Raw genomic sequence first — 16,475 nt, 5'->3', positions numbered from 1 at the left:
TGTTGCTCAGCCGGGATCGCCCGCCGCCAGGTGCTTGCGCAAAATGCGCGAGTTGCGCTGGAGGTTGTACAGGGATTTGCGCGCAGCGGGCAGCGCGCCAACGTCGGCCTGGGCAAAGCCCTGCTCGATAAACCAGTGTTCGGTCTGGGTGGTGAGCACATAGAGTTCACGGATATTGACCGCGCGTGCCTGGCGCTCCAGATGGCGCATCAGCTTGGCGCCGCGTCCACCACCACGAAATGCCGGGTGTATGGCGACACAGGCAATTTCTGCGGCGCCCGTGTTATTGCCGTTGTCCCTGATGGGATAGAGCGCAGCGCAGGCCACCGGGGTGCCGTCCACCTCCACCAGGGTAAAGTGCACGATTTCGGCTTCGAGTTTCTCCCGCGAGCGGCGCACCAGAATGCCCTGTTTTTCCAGGGGGCGGATCAGACCGAGAATGCCACCCACATCGGTGATGCGCGCGCGGCGAACCACTTCGTAGCTGTCCCGGTAGATCATGGTGCCGGCGCCCTCGCGGCGGAACAGCTCCTGGATCAGGGCGCCGTTCTGGCAGTAGCTGAGCAGGTGGGTGCGGGCAGTGCCGGCATTACAGGCGCGAATGGCGCAGCGCAGGGTATCGCTGTGTACCCGCGCGGCCATCTGCTCCGCCTGCACAAGACTCAGTTCGTGCACCACTTCGCCCTCTACCGCAAGCTGGGTCGGGGCGCGAAACAGAACCAGTTTCTCGGCGCGCAGTACCCGTGCGGCCTCTGCGGCAAGGTCCAGGTAATTGAGATTAAATACTTCGCCGGTCAGGGAAGTACCCAGGGGGGAAAGCAGGACCAGGGCGCCCTGGTGCAGGGCCTGCTCCACAGTGTTGACCTCCATGCGCCGCACTGTACCGGTCCAGCGCAGGTCAACGCCATCCAGCACTCCCCTTGGGCGCGCGGTGACAAAATTGCCCGAGACCACTTTCAGGGCGGAACGGGCCATGGGCGAGTCGGGTAATCCCTGGGAAAATGCCGCCTCAATATCGAAGCGCAGCCGGCCTACCGCCGCTTTGATCACCTCCAGGCTGTCCCGGTCGGTGATGCGATTGCCACTGTGAAAGCGGCTCTCGATACCCTGTTCACTGAGGGCGCGATTGATCTGCGCACGGGCACCGTGGACCACGGTCAGACGCACCCCGAGGCTGGCGAGCAGTGCCAGGTCGTGTACCAGATTGCGAAAATTGGCGTGTTCAAGGGCATCGCCGGGTAACCCGATCACCAGGGTGCGCCCGCGCAGGTCGTTGATATAGGGTGCCGCGTGGCGGAACCAGTTGAGGGAACCGTTATTGTCACTCACCGGGTTACTCTACTGTCTGTTGGCGTGTTAAGCGATTTGCAGGCAGATCTGTTGGCGTTCTGCCGCCGCTGTCTTCATGGTATGCGATCAGAGACAGAAGCGGGCAATCAGGCCGCGCAGTATCTCCGTCATCGGCCCTATGCGTTCCAGCCCGAGGTATTCATCCGGCTGGTGTGCCTGATCGATATCACCGGGGCCCAGTACGATGGTGTCGATATTCAGGCGCTTGAGGTAGGGCGCTTCGGTGCCAAAGGCAACACTGTCGGCGCTGTGGCCGCAGAGTGTTTCCGCGGCCTTCACCAAGTCCGAGTAGGCATCCTGCTCAAAGGGCTCTGTGCCGGGAAACAGAGACGTCATCTCGATGTGGATGCCGCTATGCGCGCCGCAGGCCTGTATGCGCTTTCCCAGCTCTGCGCGCAATTCGGCCAGATGCATGCCCGGTAGCGGACGGACATCAAATTGCAGCTCGGTGGCCGCGCAAATCCGGTTTGGATTGTCGCCGCCGTGGATGCACCCCAGGTTCAAGGTGGGTACGGGCACGGCAAAGCCGGGATGATTGTATTTTTGCTGCCATTCCCTGCGCAGGGCCAGCAACGCGCCGATCACTGTGTGCATGGCCTCCAGCGCATTGGCGCCGAGGGCCGGATCGGACGAGTGACCGGAGCGGCCGGTAATGCGCACGGCCTCCATCATTACCCCCTTGTGCATGCGCACCGGGCGCAACCCGGTGGGTTCGCCGATTACGGCATAGCCCGCGCGCGGGCGGCCTGCGGCAACCAGCGCGCGGGCGCCGGCCATGGAGGTCTCTTCGTCGGCGGTGGCGAGTATGGTCAAGGGCTGGCGCAGGGGTTGATCTACAAAGGATTTGGCCGCCTCAATGGCCAGGGGGAAAAACCCTTTCATATCGCTGCTGCCGAGCCCATAGAAGCGGTTCTCGCGCTCCTGCAATGTGAACGGGTCCGAATGCCAGCGCCCCTGGTCAAAAGGCACTGTGTCGGTGTGCCCGGACAATACCAGGCCGCTGTGGCTGTCCGCGCAGCCACCCAGGGTGGCAATCATATTGACTTTGTGCGGGCTGTCCTCAAGGGGCATCAGCGCCACGTTGAAACCCAGGCTTTCCAGCCAGGCGCCCAGCAGCTCTACCAGGGGGCGGTTGCTCATATCCAGCGCCGGATCTGTGCAGCTGATGCTGGGGCAGGCAATCAGCTGGCGCAGTTGCTCTTTTAGCTCGGGTACCCTGACAGTCGCCATCACGATCATCCTCATCTTATCGCACCGGCCGCAGGCCGGTACGGGTCCGTGAAAACCCGGCAACCTCGTTTGGTTGCGCCAGGGCGGAATTATCGGGTGAATATCAAGGGGAGGGGAAGGGGAAAGTGCTGATGCGGTTTGCGGCGACAAAGGGGAGCCTGGGTGCTCCCCCCCGTGCGCCAGGGCAAAAGGCGGCAGGATCAGCCGAACAGGCCCTTGAAGAAATAGAAAAACAGAATGGCGATCCCGGCACCCGCCGGCAGGGTCACAACCCAGGAGGCGGCGATGGTGGTGATCATCCGCAGGTTGAGTGCGCCAATTCCCCGTGCCAGGCCCACTCCGAGCACCGCCCCCACCAGGGTGTGGGTGGTGGAAACGGGCAGGCCGGTGCCGGAGGCGAGCACCACGGTGGCGGCGGCACCCAGTTCGGCAGCAAAGCCGCGGCTGGGGGTCAGCTCGGTAATCTTTCTGCCGATGGTGGCCATCACCTTGAAACCGTAAGTGGCGAGGCCCACTACGATACCCAGGCCCCCCAGTAACAGAATCCACGAAGGCATAGTGGCTTTGGCGGTGACCGAGCCGGACTGGATAGTGTTGATCACCGCGGCCAGCGGTCCCACCGCGTTGGCGACATCGTTGGAACCGTGGGCGAAGGCCATGGCGCAGGCGGTGAATATCATCAGGATGGCGAAGACCCGCTCCACACTGGCAAAGCGGTTTCCCACCTCACTGGCGGGGTCGCGGTGGATGCGCTTGAGCATGGCGATGCCGATGCCCATCACCACCAGCCCCGCGAGGGCCGCGATACCCGCATCCTGGATGAAACTCAACTGGATGTTGGCGTCTTTCAACACATGTTTGAGGCCCTTGGTCAGGGTGACCATGGCGATCATCCAGCCCACGGCAAACATGTAGATGGGGATATAGCGCTTGGCATTGGCGAAGGGATCCTCGGTATCCAGGATCAGGCGCTGCACGCTGCGAAACAGCAGGAAGGCGATGGTGCCGGCCAGCAGTGGGGAGACCACCCAGCTCGCCACGATACTGCCCACCTTGCCCCAGGCAACCGCCTCTGAAGAGATGCCCACCGCGGAGAAGCCGACAATGGCGCCGACAATGGAGTGGGTGGTGGAGACCGGCCAGCCGAGGACACTGGCGATCAGCAGCCAGGTACCGGCGGAGAGCAGGGAGGCCAGCATACCGTACACCAGCAACTGGGGCTGCGCGGCAAAGACCTCCGAGTCGATAATCCCTTTGCGGATGGTGGCGGTAACCTCCCCGCCGGCCAGGTAGGCCCCGGCAAACTCGAACACCATGGCGATCAGGATCGCCTGTTTGATCGTCAGTGCGCGCGAGCCCACGGAGGTACCCATGGCGTTGGCAACATCGTTCGCGCCCACACCCCAGGCCATAAAGAAGCCCGACACACAGGCCAGAATCAGCAGAATATGACCGTATTGATTGAGAATTTCCACGCATAACCCCCTAACGTGCCAACAACAACTGCAAACGGTTGCCAACGCTGTGGGCGCGATCGGCCAGGTCGCCGGTCCATTCAATGATCCGATAGAGAAACATCACATCCACCGGCGGCAAGTCTTTTTCTATGGCAAACAGCGCTGCGCGAATTTCAACTTCGAGTTTGTCGGATTGGCGTTCCAGTTCGTCCAGCTCTTCGATCATGCGCCGGGCAATGGTGATCTCGCGCCCGGCAAAGCCGCTCTCCAGCAGCTCGTCCAGTTCGTTGATGGCGCGCAGTGCCTGGGCGGAAGCGGCCACGGCACTCTCGACGAAGGTCGTCATCAAAGGCTGCAGACTTGCCGGGATCTGCATCTTTCTGCCCACGGCGAGGCCGGCGATATCCTGGGCGGTATTCGCCACCTCGTCCTGGGCGTGCAGCAGTTCCAGCAGGTCGGATCGGGATACCGGCATAAACAGGCTGTCCGGCAGGTGCAGACGCAGGTCTCTCTTAATGTCATCGGCGCGGTTCTCTGTGGCGGAGATGCGCAATTGGATCTGTTCCGCCTCGGCCAGATCGCCACGAATCAGGGCCTCGAAGAAGGGAATCAGGTCGGCCGAAGCCTCGTGGGCCGCAGCCATATGCTGCTCGATCGGCTTGATCGGAGAGCGGCCAAACAGGTTGGCTATATTCGACAGGACCATGGTTAGCTCCATTGCGCAAGGTGCGAAACCGCGGCATGGTACCCCAATAGGGCCATTTTCGGTAACAGTGCGTTAATGGCGCACTGTTGCGGCGTGGCGATGGGGCTACAATGCGTCGTCATAGGAAAATACAGGAGGTTGACAATGACAGAGAGCAAAGCGGCGGACAGATTGCTGGATTTACGCGGGCTGCTGGAAGACCTTGTGACCCAGGGCTATGTGAGCCGGCAGGATGCCAACCGTATTGCGGGCACCCCGCGCACGGCGGAGCAGGCCCAGATGCATCCCCTCAGCTATATCGCCAGCTGTGACCTGGCCAACCGGAAGGCCCCGGGTACCCTGTTGAATCGCGATACACTCAGTGCCTGGCTGGCCGAGAGTTCCACCCACCCCCTCTACCATATCGATCCGCTCAAGGTGAACGTGAGTGCGGTGACCGAGGTGATGAGCTTCCAGTTTGCCAAGCGCCACCAGATCCTGTGCGTGGAGGCAGGCGCTGATGAGCTGTTGGTCGCAACGGCACAGCCCTTCAGTCACGGCTGGGAGGAGCAGCTGGCGCACACCAGTGGCCGCAGGGTGCAGCGCGTGGTGGCAGACCCGGCGGATATCAAGCGCTGCTGTATCGAGTTTTACTCTCTGGCCAATTCCATTTCCGGTGCCAGCGGCCTGCAAGGTACCTCGGCGGCGCAGAATTTCGAGCAGTTGCTCGAACTGGGTAACCTCAAGGACCCGGAAGCCAACGATCAGCATATCGTCAATATTGTCGATTGGCTGTTGCAGCACGCCTTCGACCAGCGTGCCAGTGATATCCATATCGAGCCCCGGCGGCAGGTTGGACGCATCCGTTTCCGCATCGATGGGGTACTGCACCCGATTCACGAGCTGCCGGACCAGGTGAATGCAGCGGTCACCAGCCGCCTGAAGATTCTCGGCCGCATGAATGTGGCGGAGAAGCGCAAGCCCCAGGACGGCCGCATCAAAACCAAGCGCCCCGATGGCAGTGAGGTGGAGTTGCGTCTCTCCACCCTGCCCACCGCGTTTGGGGAAAAACTGGTGATGCGGATTTTCGATCCCGAGGTGCTGGCACGTTCCTACAGTGATCTGGGCCTCGGCGGCGAGGACCTCGCCCGCTGGCAGACAATGCTGTCGAATTCCAGCGGCATTGTCCTGGTGACCGGCCCCACCGGCTCGGGCAAAACCACCACCCTGTACACCGGCCTCAAGCAGCTCGCCACCGCTGCGGTCAATGTCTCCACGGTGGAGGACCCGATCGAAATGGTGGAGGAGAGTTTTAACCAGACCCAGGTACACCATGCCATCGGCTTCGATTTTGCCGCCGGTATTCGCACGCTTATGCGCCAGGACCCGGACATTATTATGGTGGGTGAGATCCGCGACCTGGAAACCGCGCAGATGGCAGTACAGGCCGCCCTCACCGGCCATCTGGTGATCTCCACCCTGCACACCAACGATGCGCCCACCGCTGTCACACGCCTGCTGGACCTGGGTCTGCCCCACTACCTACTCAAGTCCACCGTGCTCGGGGTTATGGCACAGCGCCTGGTGCGCACGCTCTGTCCCTCGTGCAAGCGCGAGGACAGGATTGAAGAGGCCGACTGGCACGCCCTGGTGCGGCCCTGGAAGGCGCCGAGGCCCGAGCGTGTCTATCGCCCCGAGGGCTGCCTGGAGTGCCGCAACACCGGTTACCTGGGACGACAGGGCATATACGAGATACTGCCGTTTAGCGAATCGCTCCAGGCCCAGATCACCTCCGACTGCGACCTGCAACAGTTGCGCCGCCGGGCCATGCGCGAGGGCATGAACAGCCTGCGCCTTTCCGGCGCGATCAAGGTGGCGGCTGGTTTGACCACGGTCGCGGAAGTGCTGCGTGTGGCACCGCCGCCGGAGATTATCTCTTAATGGTCAATGGCCATTGAATTGCCCCGGGGTAATGAAAATGGCGTACTGGCTGACAATCCGGCCGCCGTTTTCCTTATCCAGGGGCGCTTGGTAAGGGAGAGAAAGCGCCTTCTACTCCTTTACCCGCACTATGGATCAATGCCGCCATGTTTGATTGCGCCAACTGCCCCGAAGCCCTGAAACCCCAGTTGGAGGCGCACTGGCGCGATTGGTGCGCACAGGCGGGTAAAGAGCGCGCCAGCCAGGCCGAGGACCTGTTGGGGGATCAGGCTCTGCAACTGGGTTTGGCGCGGAGCTGGATAGGTTCCGAATTCTTTTACCGGCAATGCTGCCGTCAGCCACAGCTGTTGTCGGCATTGTTGCAAAACCCTGATCTCGGGTTGACCCTCCCCGATTTTGATAGCGACGCTTCCCTTGACCGCACACTGCGACTGCTGCGCAACCGTGTCACAGCGGAGGTGATCTTTCGGGATTTTGCCGCTCAATGGGATATCCCCCGGATCTGCCTGCGTCTCAGTGCGCTGGCAGAGCTCTGCATCGCTGCGGCGCTGCAGTGGCACCACAGGCAATTGGTACAGCGCTATGGCACGCCCCGTGACAGCCGCGGGCGGGCGCAGTCCATGGTGGTGCTCGGTATGGGTAAGCTGGGCGCGCGGGAGCTGAATCTGTCTTCGGATATCGACCTGATCTTTGCCTACCCCGAGCCGGGCCACACCGACGGCCACCGGTGTGTGGAAAACCAGACGTTCTTCCAGCGCCTGGGCCAGCGCCTGATCAAATCCCTGCATACCGTCAATGCCGATGGCTTTGTGTTTCGTGTGGATATGCGTTTGCGCCCTTATGGGGACAGCGGACCCCTGGTGAGTCATTTCAGCGCGCTGGAGGATTATTATCAAACTCAGGGGCGCGAATGGGAGCGCTATGCCATGGTCAAGGCGCGCCCGGTGGCCGGTGACGAACGCTTTGCAACGGAGCTGATGGCACTGCTGCGCCCGTTCACCTACCGCCGCTATATCGATTTCAGTGCGATCGAAGCGCTGCGCGAGATGAAAGCGCTGATCCAGCGCCAGGTGCGCGCCCGGGGGCTCAGCGACAATATCAAGTTGGGCCGTGGGGGTATCCGCGAAGTGGAATTTATCGCCCAGGCTTTCCAGTTAATTCGCGGCGGCCGTGTTCCGGCCCTGCGCGAGCGCAACTTGCTGAAATTGTTACCCCTGCTGGAAAGTGACGGGCATGTGAAGGCGGGCGTGGCCAGGGAACTTGCGGACTGCTACCTGCTGTTGCGGCGGGTGGAACACGCGCTGCAGGCGCAGAGAGACCAGCAGACGCAGGCGCTGCCGCAGGACGACAGTGAGCGCGCGCGACTGGCCTACGCCCTTGGGCGCGATAGCCCGGCGCAGTTGTTCGTAGAACTGGCGGCGGTGCGCAACGTGGTCGAGCGCGAATTCGATACCGTTATCGCGCCGCCGGAGGACATTGCCGAGCCCCGCGTGGCCGAGGAGTGGCAGGGGCTATGGGGTAGTGTCAGCGAGGCTGACAGTGAAGAGATCAACCTGCAGGCTCTGGATAACGCCGGCTTTACACCGGCGCGGGAGGCGCTGAACCTGCTGCGGGACCTGAACGCCGCTCCTATGGTAGCCGCACTGCCGGCCTCAGCGCGCGCGCGCCTGGATCGGTTTATGCCATTGCTGTTGGCGGTTGCCGGTTTACAGGAACAGCCCCTGCTGGTACTCAACAGGGTGCTCCCCCTGGTGCGCTCGGTGCTGCGCCGCAGCGCCTATCTTGTCCTGGTCAATGAAAACCCACCGGTGCTCAGCCAGTTGGTGCGCCTGTGCAGTGCCAGCCCGAGAATCGCTGAGCAGTTGACGCGCCACCCGATCCTGTTGGATGAGTTGCTGGACGCTCGCCGGCTGCTGGCGCCGGCTGCGGCGGCGGATATCTCTGACGAGTTGCGCCGGGAGCTGCTGCGTGTCGATTCCGCTGATCTGGAATGGCAGATGGAGGCCCTGCGTTACTTCAAGCAGAGCCAGAGTTTGCGTATTGCCGCCCAGGAGGTGAGTGGCACCCTGCCGCTGATGAAAGTCAGTGATGCCCTCACCTGGCTGGCTGAGGCGATACTGCAGCATTCCCTGTATCTGGCCTGGACGCAAATGGTGGAAAAGTATGGGCTGCCCGCCGGGGCGTCGGAGACGGATATGCGCTTTACTATTATCGCCTACGGCAAGCTGGGTGGTCTGGAGCTGTCCCACGGCTCGGACCTGGACATTGTCTTTGTGCAGGATGCAGACCCCCAGGGCGACACCGACGGGAGCACCCGCATCGACAACTTGCGCTTCTATACCCGGCTGGCGCAACGATTGATCCATATCCTGCAAACCCGCACCTTGAGTGGCCCGCTCTATGCAGTGGATACCCGCCTGCGCCCCTCGGGCAACTCCGGATTGTTGGTCACTACCATGGCCGCTTTTGAAAAATACCAGCGCGAGAGTGCCTGGACCTGGGAGCACCAGGCGCTGGTGCGCGCCCGCCCGGTGGCAGGCAGTACCCGGCTGAGTGACGACTTTCAAAAGCTGCGCTTGAGATTGCTTTGCGAGGCGAGAAATGCGCAGAAATTACGCAATGATGTGCTTGCAATGCGCAATAAAATGCGTGCCCACCTGGATCAGAGCAATGATAAAGATTTCGACCTCAAGCACGGTGTTGGCGGTATTGTCGATATTGAATTTTTGGTTCAATATGCCGCTCTGGCCTGGGCGTCGACTGCGCCTTCGATCGTGCGTTACACGGATACGGTTCGCATTCTCGACAGTCTTGTTGACGCGGGCCTGATGCCGGCCAAACAGGCCGGGTATCTGATCGATGCCTACAAAGCCTACCGATCTGAAGGTCATCGCCTGGCACTACAACAATCGCCGGGACTTGTGCGCGATGACCACTTCACGGCGGAAAGAAAGACCGTTCAAGCAAGCTGGCAGCAATTGCTCGGTTAATTGCCTGGCGACATGCTGTTGCCCGATTACACTGTTTTTCAGGATTTGTAGGAGTTGTTCCCCATGTCTTTTGCCGATCGCGACGGCGTTATCTGGTTTGATGGTGCGCTGGTGCCCTGGCGCGATGCGCGCGTGCATGTGCTGACCCATACCCTCCACTACGGCATGGGGGTATTTGAAGGTGTGCGCGCCTACGGCACAGAGTCCGGTGCCAGCATTTTTCGCCTGCAGGAACACACCCGGCGGTTATTCCGCTCCGCCAAAATCATGAATATGCCCATGCCTTACAGTGCCGAAGTGCTGAATGCAGCCCAGTGCCTGGTGGTGAGGGAGAACAATCTGCAACAGGCCTATTTGCGCCCGATGGTGTTCTACGGATGCGAGGGGATGGGGTTGCGTGCGGAGGGATTGAGCACCCATGTGATAGTCGCTTCCTGGGAGTGGCCCAGCTATATGAGCCCGGAGGCACTCGAGCGGGGTATCAAGGTCAATACGTCTTCCTATACCCGCCATCACGTCAATATCAGCATGTGTAAGGCCAAGGCCAATGGCAACTACATCAACTCGATGCTGGCTTTGCAGGAGGCGGTGCGTAACGGTTGCGAAGAGGCGCTGCTGCTCGATCCCGAGGGCTATGTGGCCGAGGGCAGCGGAGAGAATGTGTTTATTGTCAGAGACGGTACCCTCTACACTCCGGAACTCACTTCCTGCCTGGAGGGTATAACCCGCGATACGGTGATTGAATTGGCCAGGGAATGTGGCTACCGCGTGGTGGAAAAGCGCATCACCAGGGATGAGGTCTATATTGCCGACGAGGCATTCTTTACCGGTACGGCCGCTGAAGTATTGCCCATCAGCACCCTCGACGGGCGCTCGATCGGCCGCGGTAGGCGCGGGCCAATCACGGGACGGCTGCAGAACCTCTACTTTGAGGTGGTGCATGGGCGCAGTGCGGCACACCGGGGCTGGTTGAGTGATGTCACCGATAGTGCTGAGACACAGTTTCGTATCGCCTGAGGAGATGTGCCTGAAAAGGTAAAAAAACCGGTGGATGCTGGCTTTTTTATAGGGGCAAAGTGTGCGCGCTGACTGGTTTATTGAGCCGTGGTGATATCCGGCCGACCCACGCAATAATACTCGAAGCCAGCTTCACGCATTTCATCGGGCTCATACTGGTTGCGCCCGTCGAAAATCACCGGTGCCTTGAGTGCCGCTTTGAGTTCGTCGGTATTCAGGGCCTTAAACTGTTGCCATTCGGTCGCGATGATCAGGGCATCCGCACCCTGAAGGGCGTCATTCTTTGAATCACACAGCTCGAGGTTATCCCGTGCTCCATAGATCCGCAGGCACTCATCCATGGCTTCCGGGTCGAAGGCGCGCACTGTAGCGCCCTGTGCCCACAGTCGATCCATGAGTACGCGACTGGGGGCTTCGCGCATATCATCGGTATTGGGTTTGAATGAGAGCCCCCAGAGCGCGAAGACCTTGCCATTCAGCCTGCCATTGAAATGCGCCAGGATTTTGTCGGCCAGGTAGTGTTTTTGTCGCTCGTTGCGAGATTCCACAGCAGTGAGAATATCTGCGCTAAGCCCCTGTTGTCGGGCGGAGGAGATCAGGGCTTTAACGTCTTTTGGAAAACAGGAGCCGCCGTAGCCGATGCCGGCATAAATAAACTGGTAGCCCACCCTGGGGTCCGAACCAATCCCTTTGCGCACCGCCTCAATATCTGCACCAACTGTATCGGCGATATTGGCGATCTCGTTCATAAAGCTGATTTTTGTTGCCAGCATGCAGTTTGCGGCATACTTGGTCAGCTCAGCGCTTTTCACATCCATCACCAAAATTTTTTCATGGTTGCGGTTGAAAGGCGCATACAGGTGGCGGAGTTTCTGTTCGGAGTCGGCTTCCGAGGTGCCGACCACGATGCGGTCCGGGCGCATGCAGTCGGCAACCGCAGAGCCCTCCTTGAGAAACTCGGGGTTGGAAATTACATCAAATGGCAGGCCGGATTCGCCACGCTCGGCCAGTTGTTCCCCGATCGCCGCACGCACCTTGTCCGCTGTCCCCACGGGCACCGTAGATTTGTTGATAATGTATTTCTTGCAACGCATGTGCGCGGCGATGGTCCTGGCTACGGTCAGTACATGGCGCAGGTCGGCAGAGCCGTCCTCGTCCGGCGGGGTTCCAACGGCAATAAAGATCAGCTCCCCGTGTTCGACGCCGTAGGCGGCATCTGTCGAGAACGCGAGATTACCTGTGGCGATACCGTTTTTTACCATTGGCCCAAGGCCGGGTTCAAAGATGGGGATCTCCCCCCGTTTTAGGCCAGCGATTTTATCGGTATCGATATCAATACAAACAACGCGGTTACTGGCTTCTGCCAGAACGGCTGCCTGCACCAGGCCCACATAGCCGGTGCCAAAAACAGTGACATTCATTATGGTGACTCAATGGTTGAATAATGGCGGTGTTGCAATGCCTGGAAGCTGGGCGTTTGTGCCGGTCCGGGTTGATTGCGTTCCCGGTAGCTGCGCGCCAATAGAATGGCAAGTGGCGCCCAATAGAAGAACCAGATATAGCTGGGTTTAACCAGGGGCTGTTGTGCATAAACCAGCATGGCCAGGACACCGAACAAAAACCAGGCTGCAACTAAACCCGGAATCCAGCTCAACAGCTTTTTCTTGTCCAATACCGTCGATAGGGCGCCAAGGCCCTGCCACGCGCAGGCAAGGAGGCCCAGCAGCCCGGAAAAACGCGCCACATCCAGTAGGTAGTTGTGGGGGTGTGGCAGTAACTGACCCACCTCGATAAATTGCTTGTGAACCAGGCCCGACCCCATGATGGGGGAGCGCAGAAATTCATCGTAGACCTTGCCCCAAAGCTCCAGGCGAACGGTGTAGGCCCTGCCCCGGTGCAGCAGGGGGAGATCGCCAAACAGAATCAGATAGGTCACAGGGATAACGACGAGTAGTATCAATAATACCCCTGCCTTTAACAGGCGTGATGGTGTAATCAGTGCCGCGAGCAGCACGGCCACCCCTGCCATTGCAATGGGGATTTTGGTTTGTGACAGGAGTATGTAGACGCAGGAAACCAACAGGCCGCTCCACGACAGTATGCGCCACAGTCGCGAGGACCGGGCAATGCCGTAACAACAAAACAGACAGTGGAATCCAAACAGCATCGCGGTCTTATCGATATTGCCCTGCAGGGAAATCCCACCGATACGATGAAAACGCTGGAAGCCATCGGCAAATCCATAGGCCGCCAATGACGCGAGGCCGGAGAGTAGTCCCACTGCAATCAGAGCCAGCAACAGCTGGTGCAATACCGCATCGCCATAGCGCTCCAGTAGACAATAAATGGCGGCGTAAAAAAGGGCCAGATAGAGCACCAGCTTCCAGTAGTAGAGGGCTTCCCGCTGCACATCGGCACTGTCCCCGCTGGCCCAGAGCGTCGATAGGGCAAGGATCACCGGCAGGCTTAGGAAGGCGCTGAATTGCCATGAGCACATAAAGCGGTAGTCCTTTCGCCAGAGCATCAGGAGCAGGGCGGCCGGCAGTAGGGTCAAATAGAAACTGGTTTGCACTCCCGAGACTTTCGGTGCCAGATAAAACCCACATAGCAGCAGGAGCAGTCCCAGGCGGGCCAGTTGCAGTAAGCCGGCAATCCACTTGGACCCCTGCTGCCGGTAGTGCGTTGGCAAAGGGAGGGGTGGTGTACTTCCAAGGTCAAGCATCATGGTAATTGCGGTCGATACGTTGAGCAGATCAGGAGTAGGGCATTCGCTATTGAAGCCACTCCGCTAGGATGGATTCCGTGAAAGTTTACGACAGACGGCGGTTTACGGTACAGGTAATAGGTCTAACATCTGATCATATCTGGCCCGCGCGGATATTTAGAATCGGGCGCGGCGCTTTGCGGGAGCCAACAGGGGCGCGAGACTATCTGGAATGGCACCGGGGTTCAATAGCCGGGAGGCTTGCGGTAGCATTGCGCTTTTTCGGTCCCTCAGGACGCGGCTGGTGTCCGGCTGCCCTCTTCTCTGTTTGTATTCTGGGATAGTCTCTTGCAGCTGACAGTTTGGCGTTTTCTCGACGGTAATCGCGCGCACGAAAAACAGAGTGCGGCGCTGGTCCGTGGTCTCGGCAGCAGTTATGACGGGCAGCTGAACTGCGTGGATATTCCCCTTTCGGTGACAGCCGGTGGTATTTTAATGGGACTCACCAAAGGGCTCCCCAATCTGCCCAGGCCGGATTTCCTTATCGGCACTGGCCGCCGAACCCGACTACCGATGCTGGCGGCACGCTACCGCTACGGCGGTCGCGCGGTTGCCATCAACCGGCCCCAGCTCCCCTTCCACTGGTTTGACTTTGCGATTGTCCCGGAACATGATCGTCCGCCGCCCCTGGAGAATATTATTCTCAGCCAGGGAGCCCTGACAGGCCCCTTGCCCGCTGAAGCCGTGCAGCCGGGGCGCGGTCTGATATTGCTCGGCGGCCCGAGCAGGCACTTTTGTTGGGAGGGCGGGTCTGTGCGCCGCCAGGTAGAGCAGTTGTTGTCACAGCCGCTCGACTGGCGCCTGTCGAACAGCCGGCGCACGCCTGCAGGGTTGCTGGAAAGCATTGCCGGGGGAGGGGTGCAAGTGGTTAACTGGCGGTCCTGTTCCCTGGATTGGGTGCATACGCAAATGGCTGCGGCGGAACAGATCTGGGTGAGTGAAGACAGCATTTCAATGCTGTTCGAGTCATTGCAGAGCCGTGCGCAGGTGGGGGTCATCCGCGTTCCCTGTCGGTCGCGGGCCAATAAGGTTCGGGCAGCGGTGCAGAGGCTGGTGGATCAGGGGGTGGTGGGCGAACGTTGGGAGGAGGTGATCGCACAATCGGGGCGAGCGCCTCTGGATCAGTATCTCGTCTGTGCGCGGGCGCTGCTTCGCCGTTGCGGGCTTTCAATCCGTTAGCGCTTTATGCCGTGCGACTCAAATTTTCTCCAGGGCACTTTCTTATCGGAGATCTCCCACTCCGCTCTCAGCCACATACGCTGGATACGCCGACGGATATAGCGTCGGGCAAAGAAGCCGGAGATTTTTGCAAGTGGCAATAAGGAGGCGCAGCCCAAGCCATCAATAACATAGACCTGCAGTTGCCCCCTATGCCGGCAAAGTACCAGATTGTGCGCAATCAGGTTTTTGGTCAATACACCGTATTCCAACAGCCAGTGGGCGAAGCGCTGTAGCGCTGCGCGTATCTCGCGGTCAAAACCCTGTTTATTCAGGTATTGACGCAGAGTGGGCGCGGGAGCGCCGCTCGCATCCAGAATCATATCGGTCACTGCGGCCGGGCCGAGACTGGTCTCCTGTATACCGTACCAGCGTGGCAGATGTTGCCAGAGGCCCTCTGGATTTCGTTGTATCGCCCTTTGCGCATAACCCTGCTGTTCACGCAGGTTGTCATCAAATCTGCCCTCACCACGCCAGCGTTTGTACCAGGGTGCGCGGCCCAGCAGCTCGGCCGCGCGTCCGGGGCGCATTACTTTTACACATAACTGCGGATCCTGGGGGTGGCGGTAGCACAGGCGGTTGCCGCCGCTGGCAAAAGGCTTGCTGTGGCTCAGGTCAATCACCGGAGTGGTCTCCGGGGGATGCTTTGAGCAGGGTTCGGTAGAGCGCGAGTGTGCGCTCGGCCTGTCTATCAAGTGTGAATTCGGCCGCAAGACGGGCCCTTTGTCGGGGACCGTCGAGTAACTCCTGAGTGCGCGCAAAAAGAACTTCTGTATCATTCGGATCTACCAGCCCCTGAGGGAAACAAGCCCTAAGTGACTCAGCGGGGCCACCGATATTGTAGCCAATAATGGGCGTTCCTATAGCGGCGGACTCAATCACAGTACGGCCGAAGGGTTCCGGCTGTTTGGACAGGTTATACACCAAAGTGGATTCGCTGTACCAGTAGCGGATATCGCTGCGGTGTCCGACGAACGTGAGATGTTGGCCCAAGTGCAGCTTATTGACCGCCTGCTTGAGCTCTTTTGCGTAATGCTGTTTATTGGGCTCGGCGCCACCGAGAATAATGCCATGGATATCGTTGCGGGTGCGGCTTAAGCGCAGGATCAGTTGGATAAAGTCTTCCTGACCTTTCCATCTGCTCAGTCGGCCAGGTAATAACAGCCAGCGCTTGCCGCGTAAGTTCGGAAACGTTTTTTCAATGTTGTTGCGCCAACCTGTGGGGGCCTGTACACCGGGATTGAACTCATCGGTGTCCACCCCGCGGTAGATAATTTCCGGGCGGTGCTGCAGATACTCTGCATAGTTGTTCAGTAAATAGGCGCTCACACATTCGGAGATGGCGATGACCCGCTCTGTTCTGGCCATAATGGCACTGTAGCGATTGATAGAGTACAGGCCGTGGGCGGTACTGATCAGGCGCGGACGGCCTTTTGCATCGAGTTTGCGCCAGGCTAAGTACGTAAGCCAGGCGGGAACCCGCGAGCGGACATGGAGAATATCCGGCTGCTCTTTCGCGATGAGTTGTCTAAGCGGACGAACCTGTAATAAGCTGCTAAAGGATTTTTTATGGATGGGGCGTGTAAAGTGCTGCGACCCTTCGGACTCCAGTTGTGTCACCATGGTGCCGCCACTGGATACGACTGTCGATTGGTGTCCTGCCCGAACCAGTGCGCGAGCCAGATCGAGCGTACCGCGCTCGACGCCGCCGGAATTGAGTGCGGGCAGCAATTGCATAATTTTCATGGATGGATTGACCGGGAATAGGGTGCGGGGGCTACCAGTACTTGAGCCTCTCTTGGCCAAGTCCGCCTGGGCGCTTG

General features: G+C 59.8%; 12 protein-coding genes. 4 read left to right on the top strand and 8 right to left on the bottom strand.

Annotated elements, in window-relative coordinates; translation table 11 throughout:
* Positions 1–6: 6 nt before the first annotated feature.
* The 4 genes from argA to Q1A48_RS10015 form a co-directional block, all read right to left on the bottom strand.
* The gene (argA, locus tag Q1A48_RS10030; RefSeq protein ID WP_299944290.1) at positions 7–1,329 is read right to left on the bottom strand and encodes an amino-acid N-acetyltransferase; all 1,323 of its coding nucleotides are present in this window, start codon (positions 1,327–1,329) and stop codon (positions 7–9) included.
* Positions 1,330–1,416: 87 nt separating this feature from the next.
* Entirely contained in the window at positions 1,417–2,580 is a 1,164-nt protein-coding gene (argE, locus tag Q1A48_RS10025; RefSeq protein WP_299944288.1) for an acetylornithine deacetylase, read from the bottom strand.
* Between the two features lie 200 nt (positions 2,581–2,780).
* Positions 2,781–4,055, bottom strand: coding sequence for an inorganic phosphate transporter (locus Q1A48_RS10020; RefSeq protein WP_299944286.1), 1,275 nt, complete (start codon positions 4,053–4,055; stop codon positions 2,781–2,783).
* 10 nt (positions 4,056–4,065) lie between these two features.
* On the bottom strand, positions 4,066–4,743 hold the full coding sequence (locus Q1A48_RS10015; RefSeq protein ID WP_299944284.1) for a TIGR00153 family protein: 678 nt from the start codon (positions 4,741–4,743) through the stop codon (positions 4,066–4,068).
* A 144-nt stretch (positions 4,744–4,887) separates the two neighbouring features.
* Here Q1A48_RS10015 and Q1A48_RS10010 point away from each other — a divergent pair, with 144 nt between their 5' ends.
* The 3 genes from Q1A48_RS10010 (at position 4,888) to Q1A48_RS10000 (ending at position 10,670) form a co-directional block, all read left to right on the top strand.
* The gene (locus Q1A48_RS10010) at positions 4,888–6,663 is read left to right on the top strand and encodes a GspE/PulE family protein (protein ID WP_299944281.1); all 1,776 of its coding nucleotides are present in this window, start codon (positions 4,888–4,890) and stop codon (positions 6,661–6,663) included.
* A gap of 146 nt (positions 6,664–6,809) precedes the next feature.
* Positions 6,810–9,653, top strand: a complete 2,844-nt coding sequence (glnE, locus tag Q1A48_RS10005; protein WP_299944279.1) for a bifunctional [glutamate--ammonia ligase]-adenylyl-L-tyrosine phosphorylase/[glutamate--ammonia-ligase] adenylyltransferase — start codon at positions 6,810–6,812, stop codon at positions 9,651–9,653.
* A gap of 63 nt (positions 9,654–9,716) precedes the next feature.
* A complete protein-coding gene (locus Q1A48_RS10000) occupies positions 9,717–10,670 on the top strand; it encodes a branched-chain amino acid transaminase (protein WP_299944277.1) in 954 nt (317 codons plus the stop codon).
* A 77-nt stretch (positions 10,671–10,747) separates the two neighbouring features.
* Here Q1A48_RS10000 and Q1A48_RS09995 read toward each other — a convergent pair whose 3' ends face one another.
* Both Q1A48_RS09995 and Q1A48_RS09990 read right to left on the bottom strand, forming a co-directional pair.
* Entirely contained in the window at positions 10,748–12,091 is a 1,344-nt protein-coding gene (locus Q1A48_RS09995; RefSeq protein WP_299944275.1) for a UDP-glucose/GDP-mannose dehydrogenase family protein, read from the bottom strand.
* Positions 12,091–13,395, bottom strand: coding sequence for an O-antigen ligase family protein (locus Q1A48_RS09990; RefSeq protein WP_299944273.1), 1,305 nt, complete (start codon positions 13,393–13,395; stop codon positions 12,091–12,093). Before Q1A48_RS09990 ends, Q1A48_RS09995 begins: the two co-directional genes overlap by 1 nt.
* A 327-nt stretch (positions 13,396–13,722) precedes the next feature.
* Here Q1A48_RS09990 and Q1A48_RS09985 point away from each other — a divergent pair, with 327 nt between their 5' ends.
* Positions 13,723–14,613, top strand: coding sequence for an ELM1/GtrOC1 family putative glycosyltransferase (locus Q1A48_RS09985; protein ID WP_299944271.1), 891 nt, complete (start codon positions 13,723–13,725; stop codon positions 14,611–14,613).
* On the opposite strand, the gene Q1A48_RS09980 is transcribed toward Q1A48_RS09985, so the two are convergent.
* Together Q1A48_RS09980 and Q1A48_RS09975 are read right to left on the bottom strand one after the other, a co-directional pair.
* Positions 14,610–15,275 (bottom strand): YrbL family protein, encoded by a 666-nt coding sequence (locus Q1A48_RS09980; protein ID WP_299944270.1) that lies wholly within the window; start codon positions 15,273–15,275, stop codon positions 14,610–14,612. The two genes, Q1A48_RS09985 and Q1A48_RS09980, sit on opposite strands and share 4 nt — an antisense overlap.
* Positions 15,268–16,398: a glycosyltransferase family 4 protein gene (locus tag Q1A48_RS09975; protein WP_299944268.1), complete on the bottom strand. Its 1,131-nt coding sequence runs from the start codon at positions 16,396–16,398 to the stop codon at positions 15,268–15,270. Before Q1A48_RS09975 ends, Q1A48_RS09980 begins: the two co-directional genes overlap by 8 nt.
* Positions 16,399–16,475 lie beyond the last annotated feature (77 nt).

Origin of the sequence: uncultured Microbulbifer sp., from assembly GCF_947489355.1 — a bacterium.
GTDB lineage: Bacteria > Pseudomonadota > Gammaproteobacteria > Pseudomonadales > Cellvibrionaceae > Microbulbifer.
The sequence above is the reverse complement of the archived record's forward strand: the minus strand, read 5'-3'. Positions and strand labels throughout refer to the sequence as shown.

What these genes read in the sequence shown, in the direction of transcription:
- argE (WP_299944288.1), bottom strand. Translation starts at nt 2,580, where the DNA reads ATGGCGACTGTCAGGGTACCCGAGCTAAAAGAGCAACTGCGCCAGCTG.
- Q1A48_RS10000 (WP_299944277.1), top strand. Translation starts at nt 9,717, where the DNA reads ATGTCTTTTGCCGATCGCGACGGCGTTATCTGGTTTGATGGTGCGCTG.
- Q1A48_RS10015 (WP_299944284.1), bottom strand. Translation starts at nt 4,743, where the DNA reads ATGGTCCTGTCGAATATAGCCAACCTGTTTGGCCGCTCTCCGATCAAG.
- glnE (WP_299944279.1), top strand. Translation starts at nt 6,810, where the DNA reads ATGTTTGATTGCGCCAACTGCCCCGAAGCCCTGAAACCCCAGTTGGAG.
- Q1A48_RS09975 (WP_299944268.1), bottom strand. Translation starts at nt 16,398, where the DNA reads ATGAAAATTATGCAATTGCTGCCCGCACTCAATTCCGGCGGCGTCGAG.
- Q1A48_RS09990 (WP_299944273.1), bottom strand. Translation starts at nt 13,395, where the DNA reads ATGATGCTTGACCTTGGAAGTACACCACCCCTCCCTTTGCCAACGCAC.
- Q1A48_RS09995 (WP_299944275.1), bottom strand. Translation starts at nt 12,091, where the DNA reads ATGAATGTCACTGTTTTTGGCACCGGCTATGTGGGCCTGGTGCAGGCA.
- Q1A48_RS10010 (WP_299944281.1), top strand. Translation starts at nt 4,888, where the DNA reads ATGACAGAGAGCAAAGCGGCGGACAGATTGCTGGATTTACGCGGGCTG.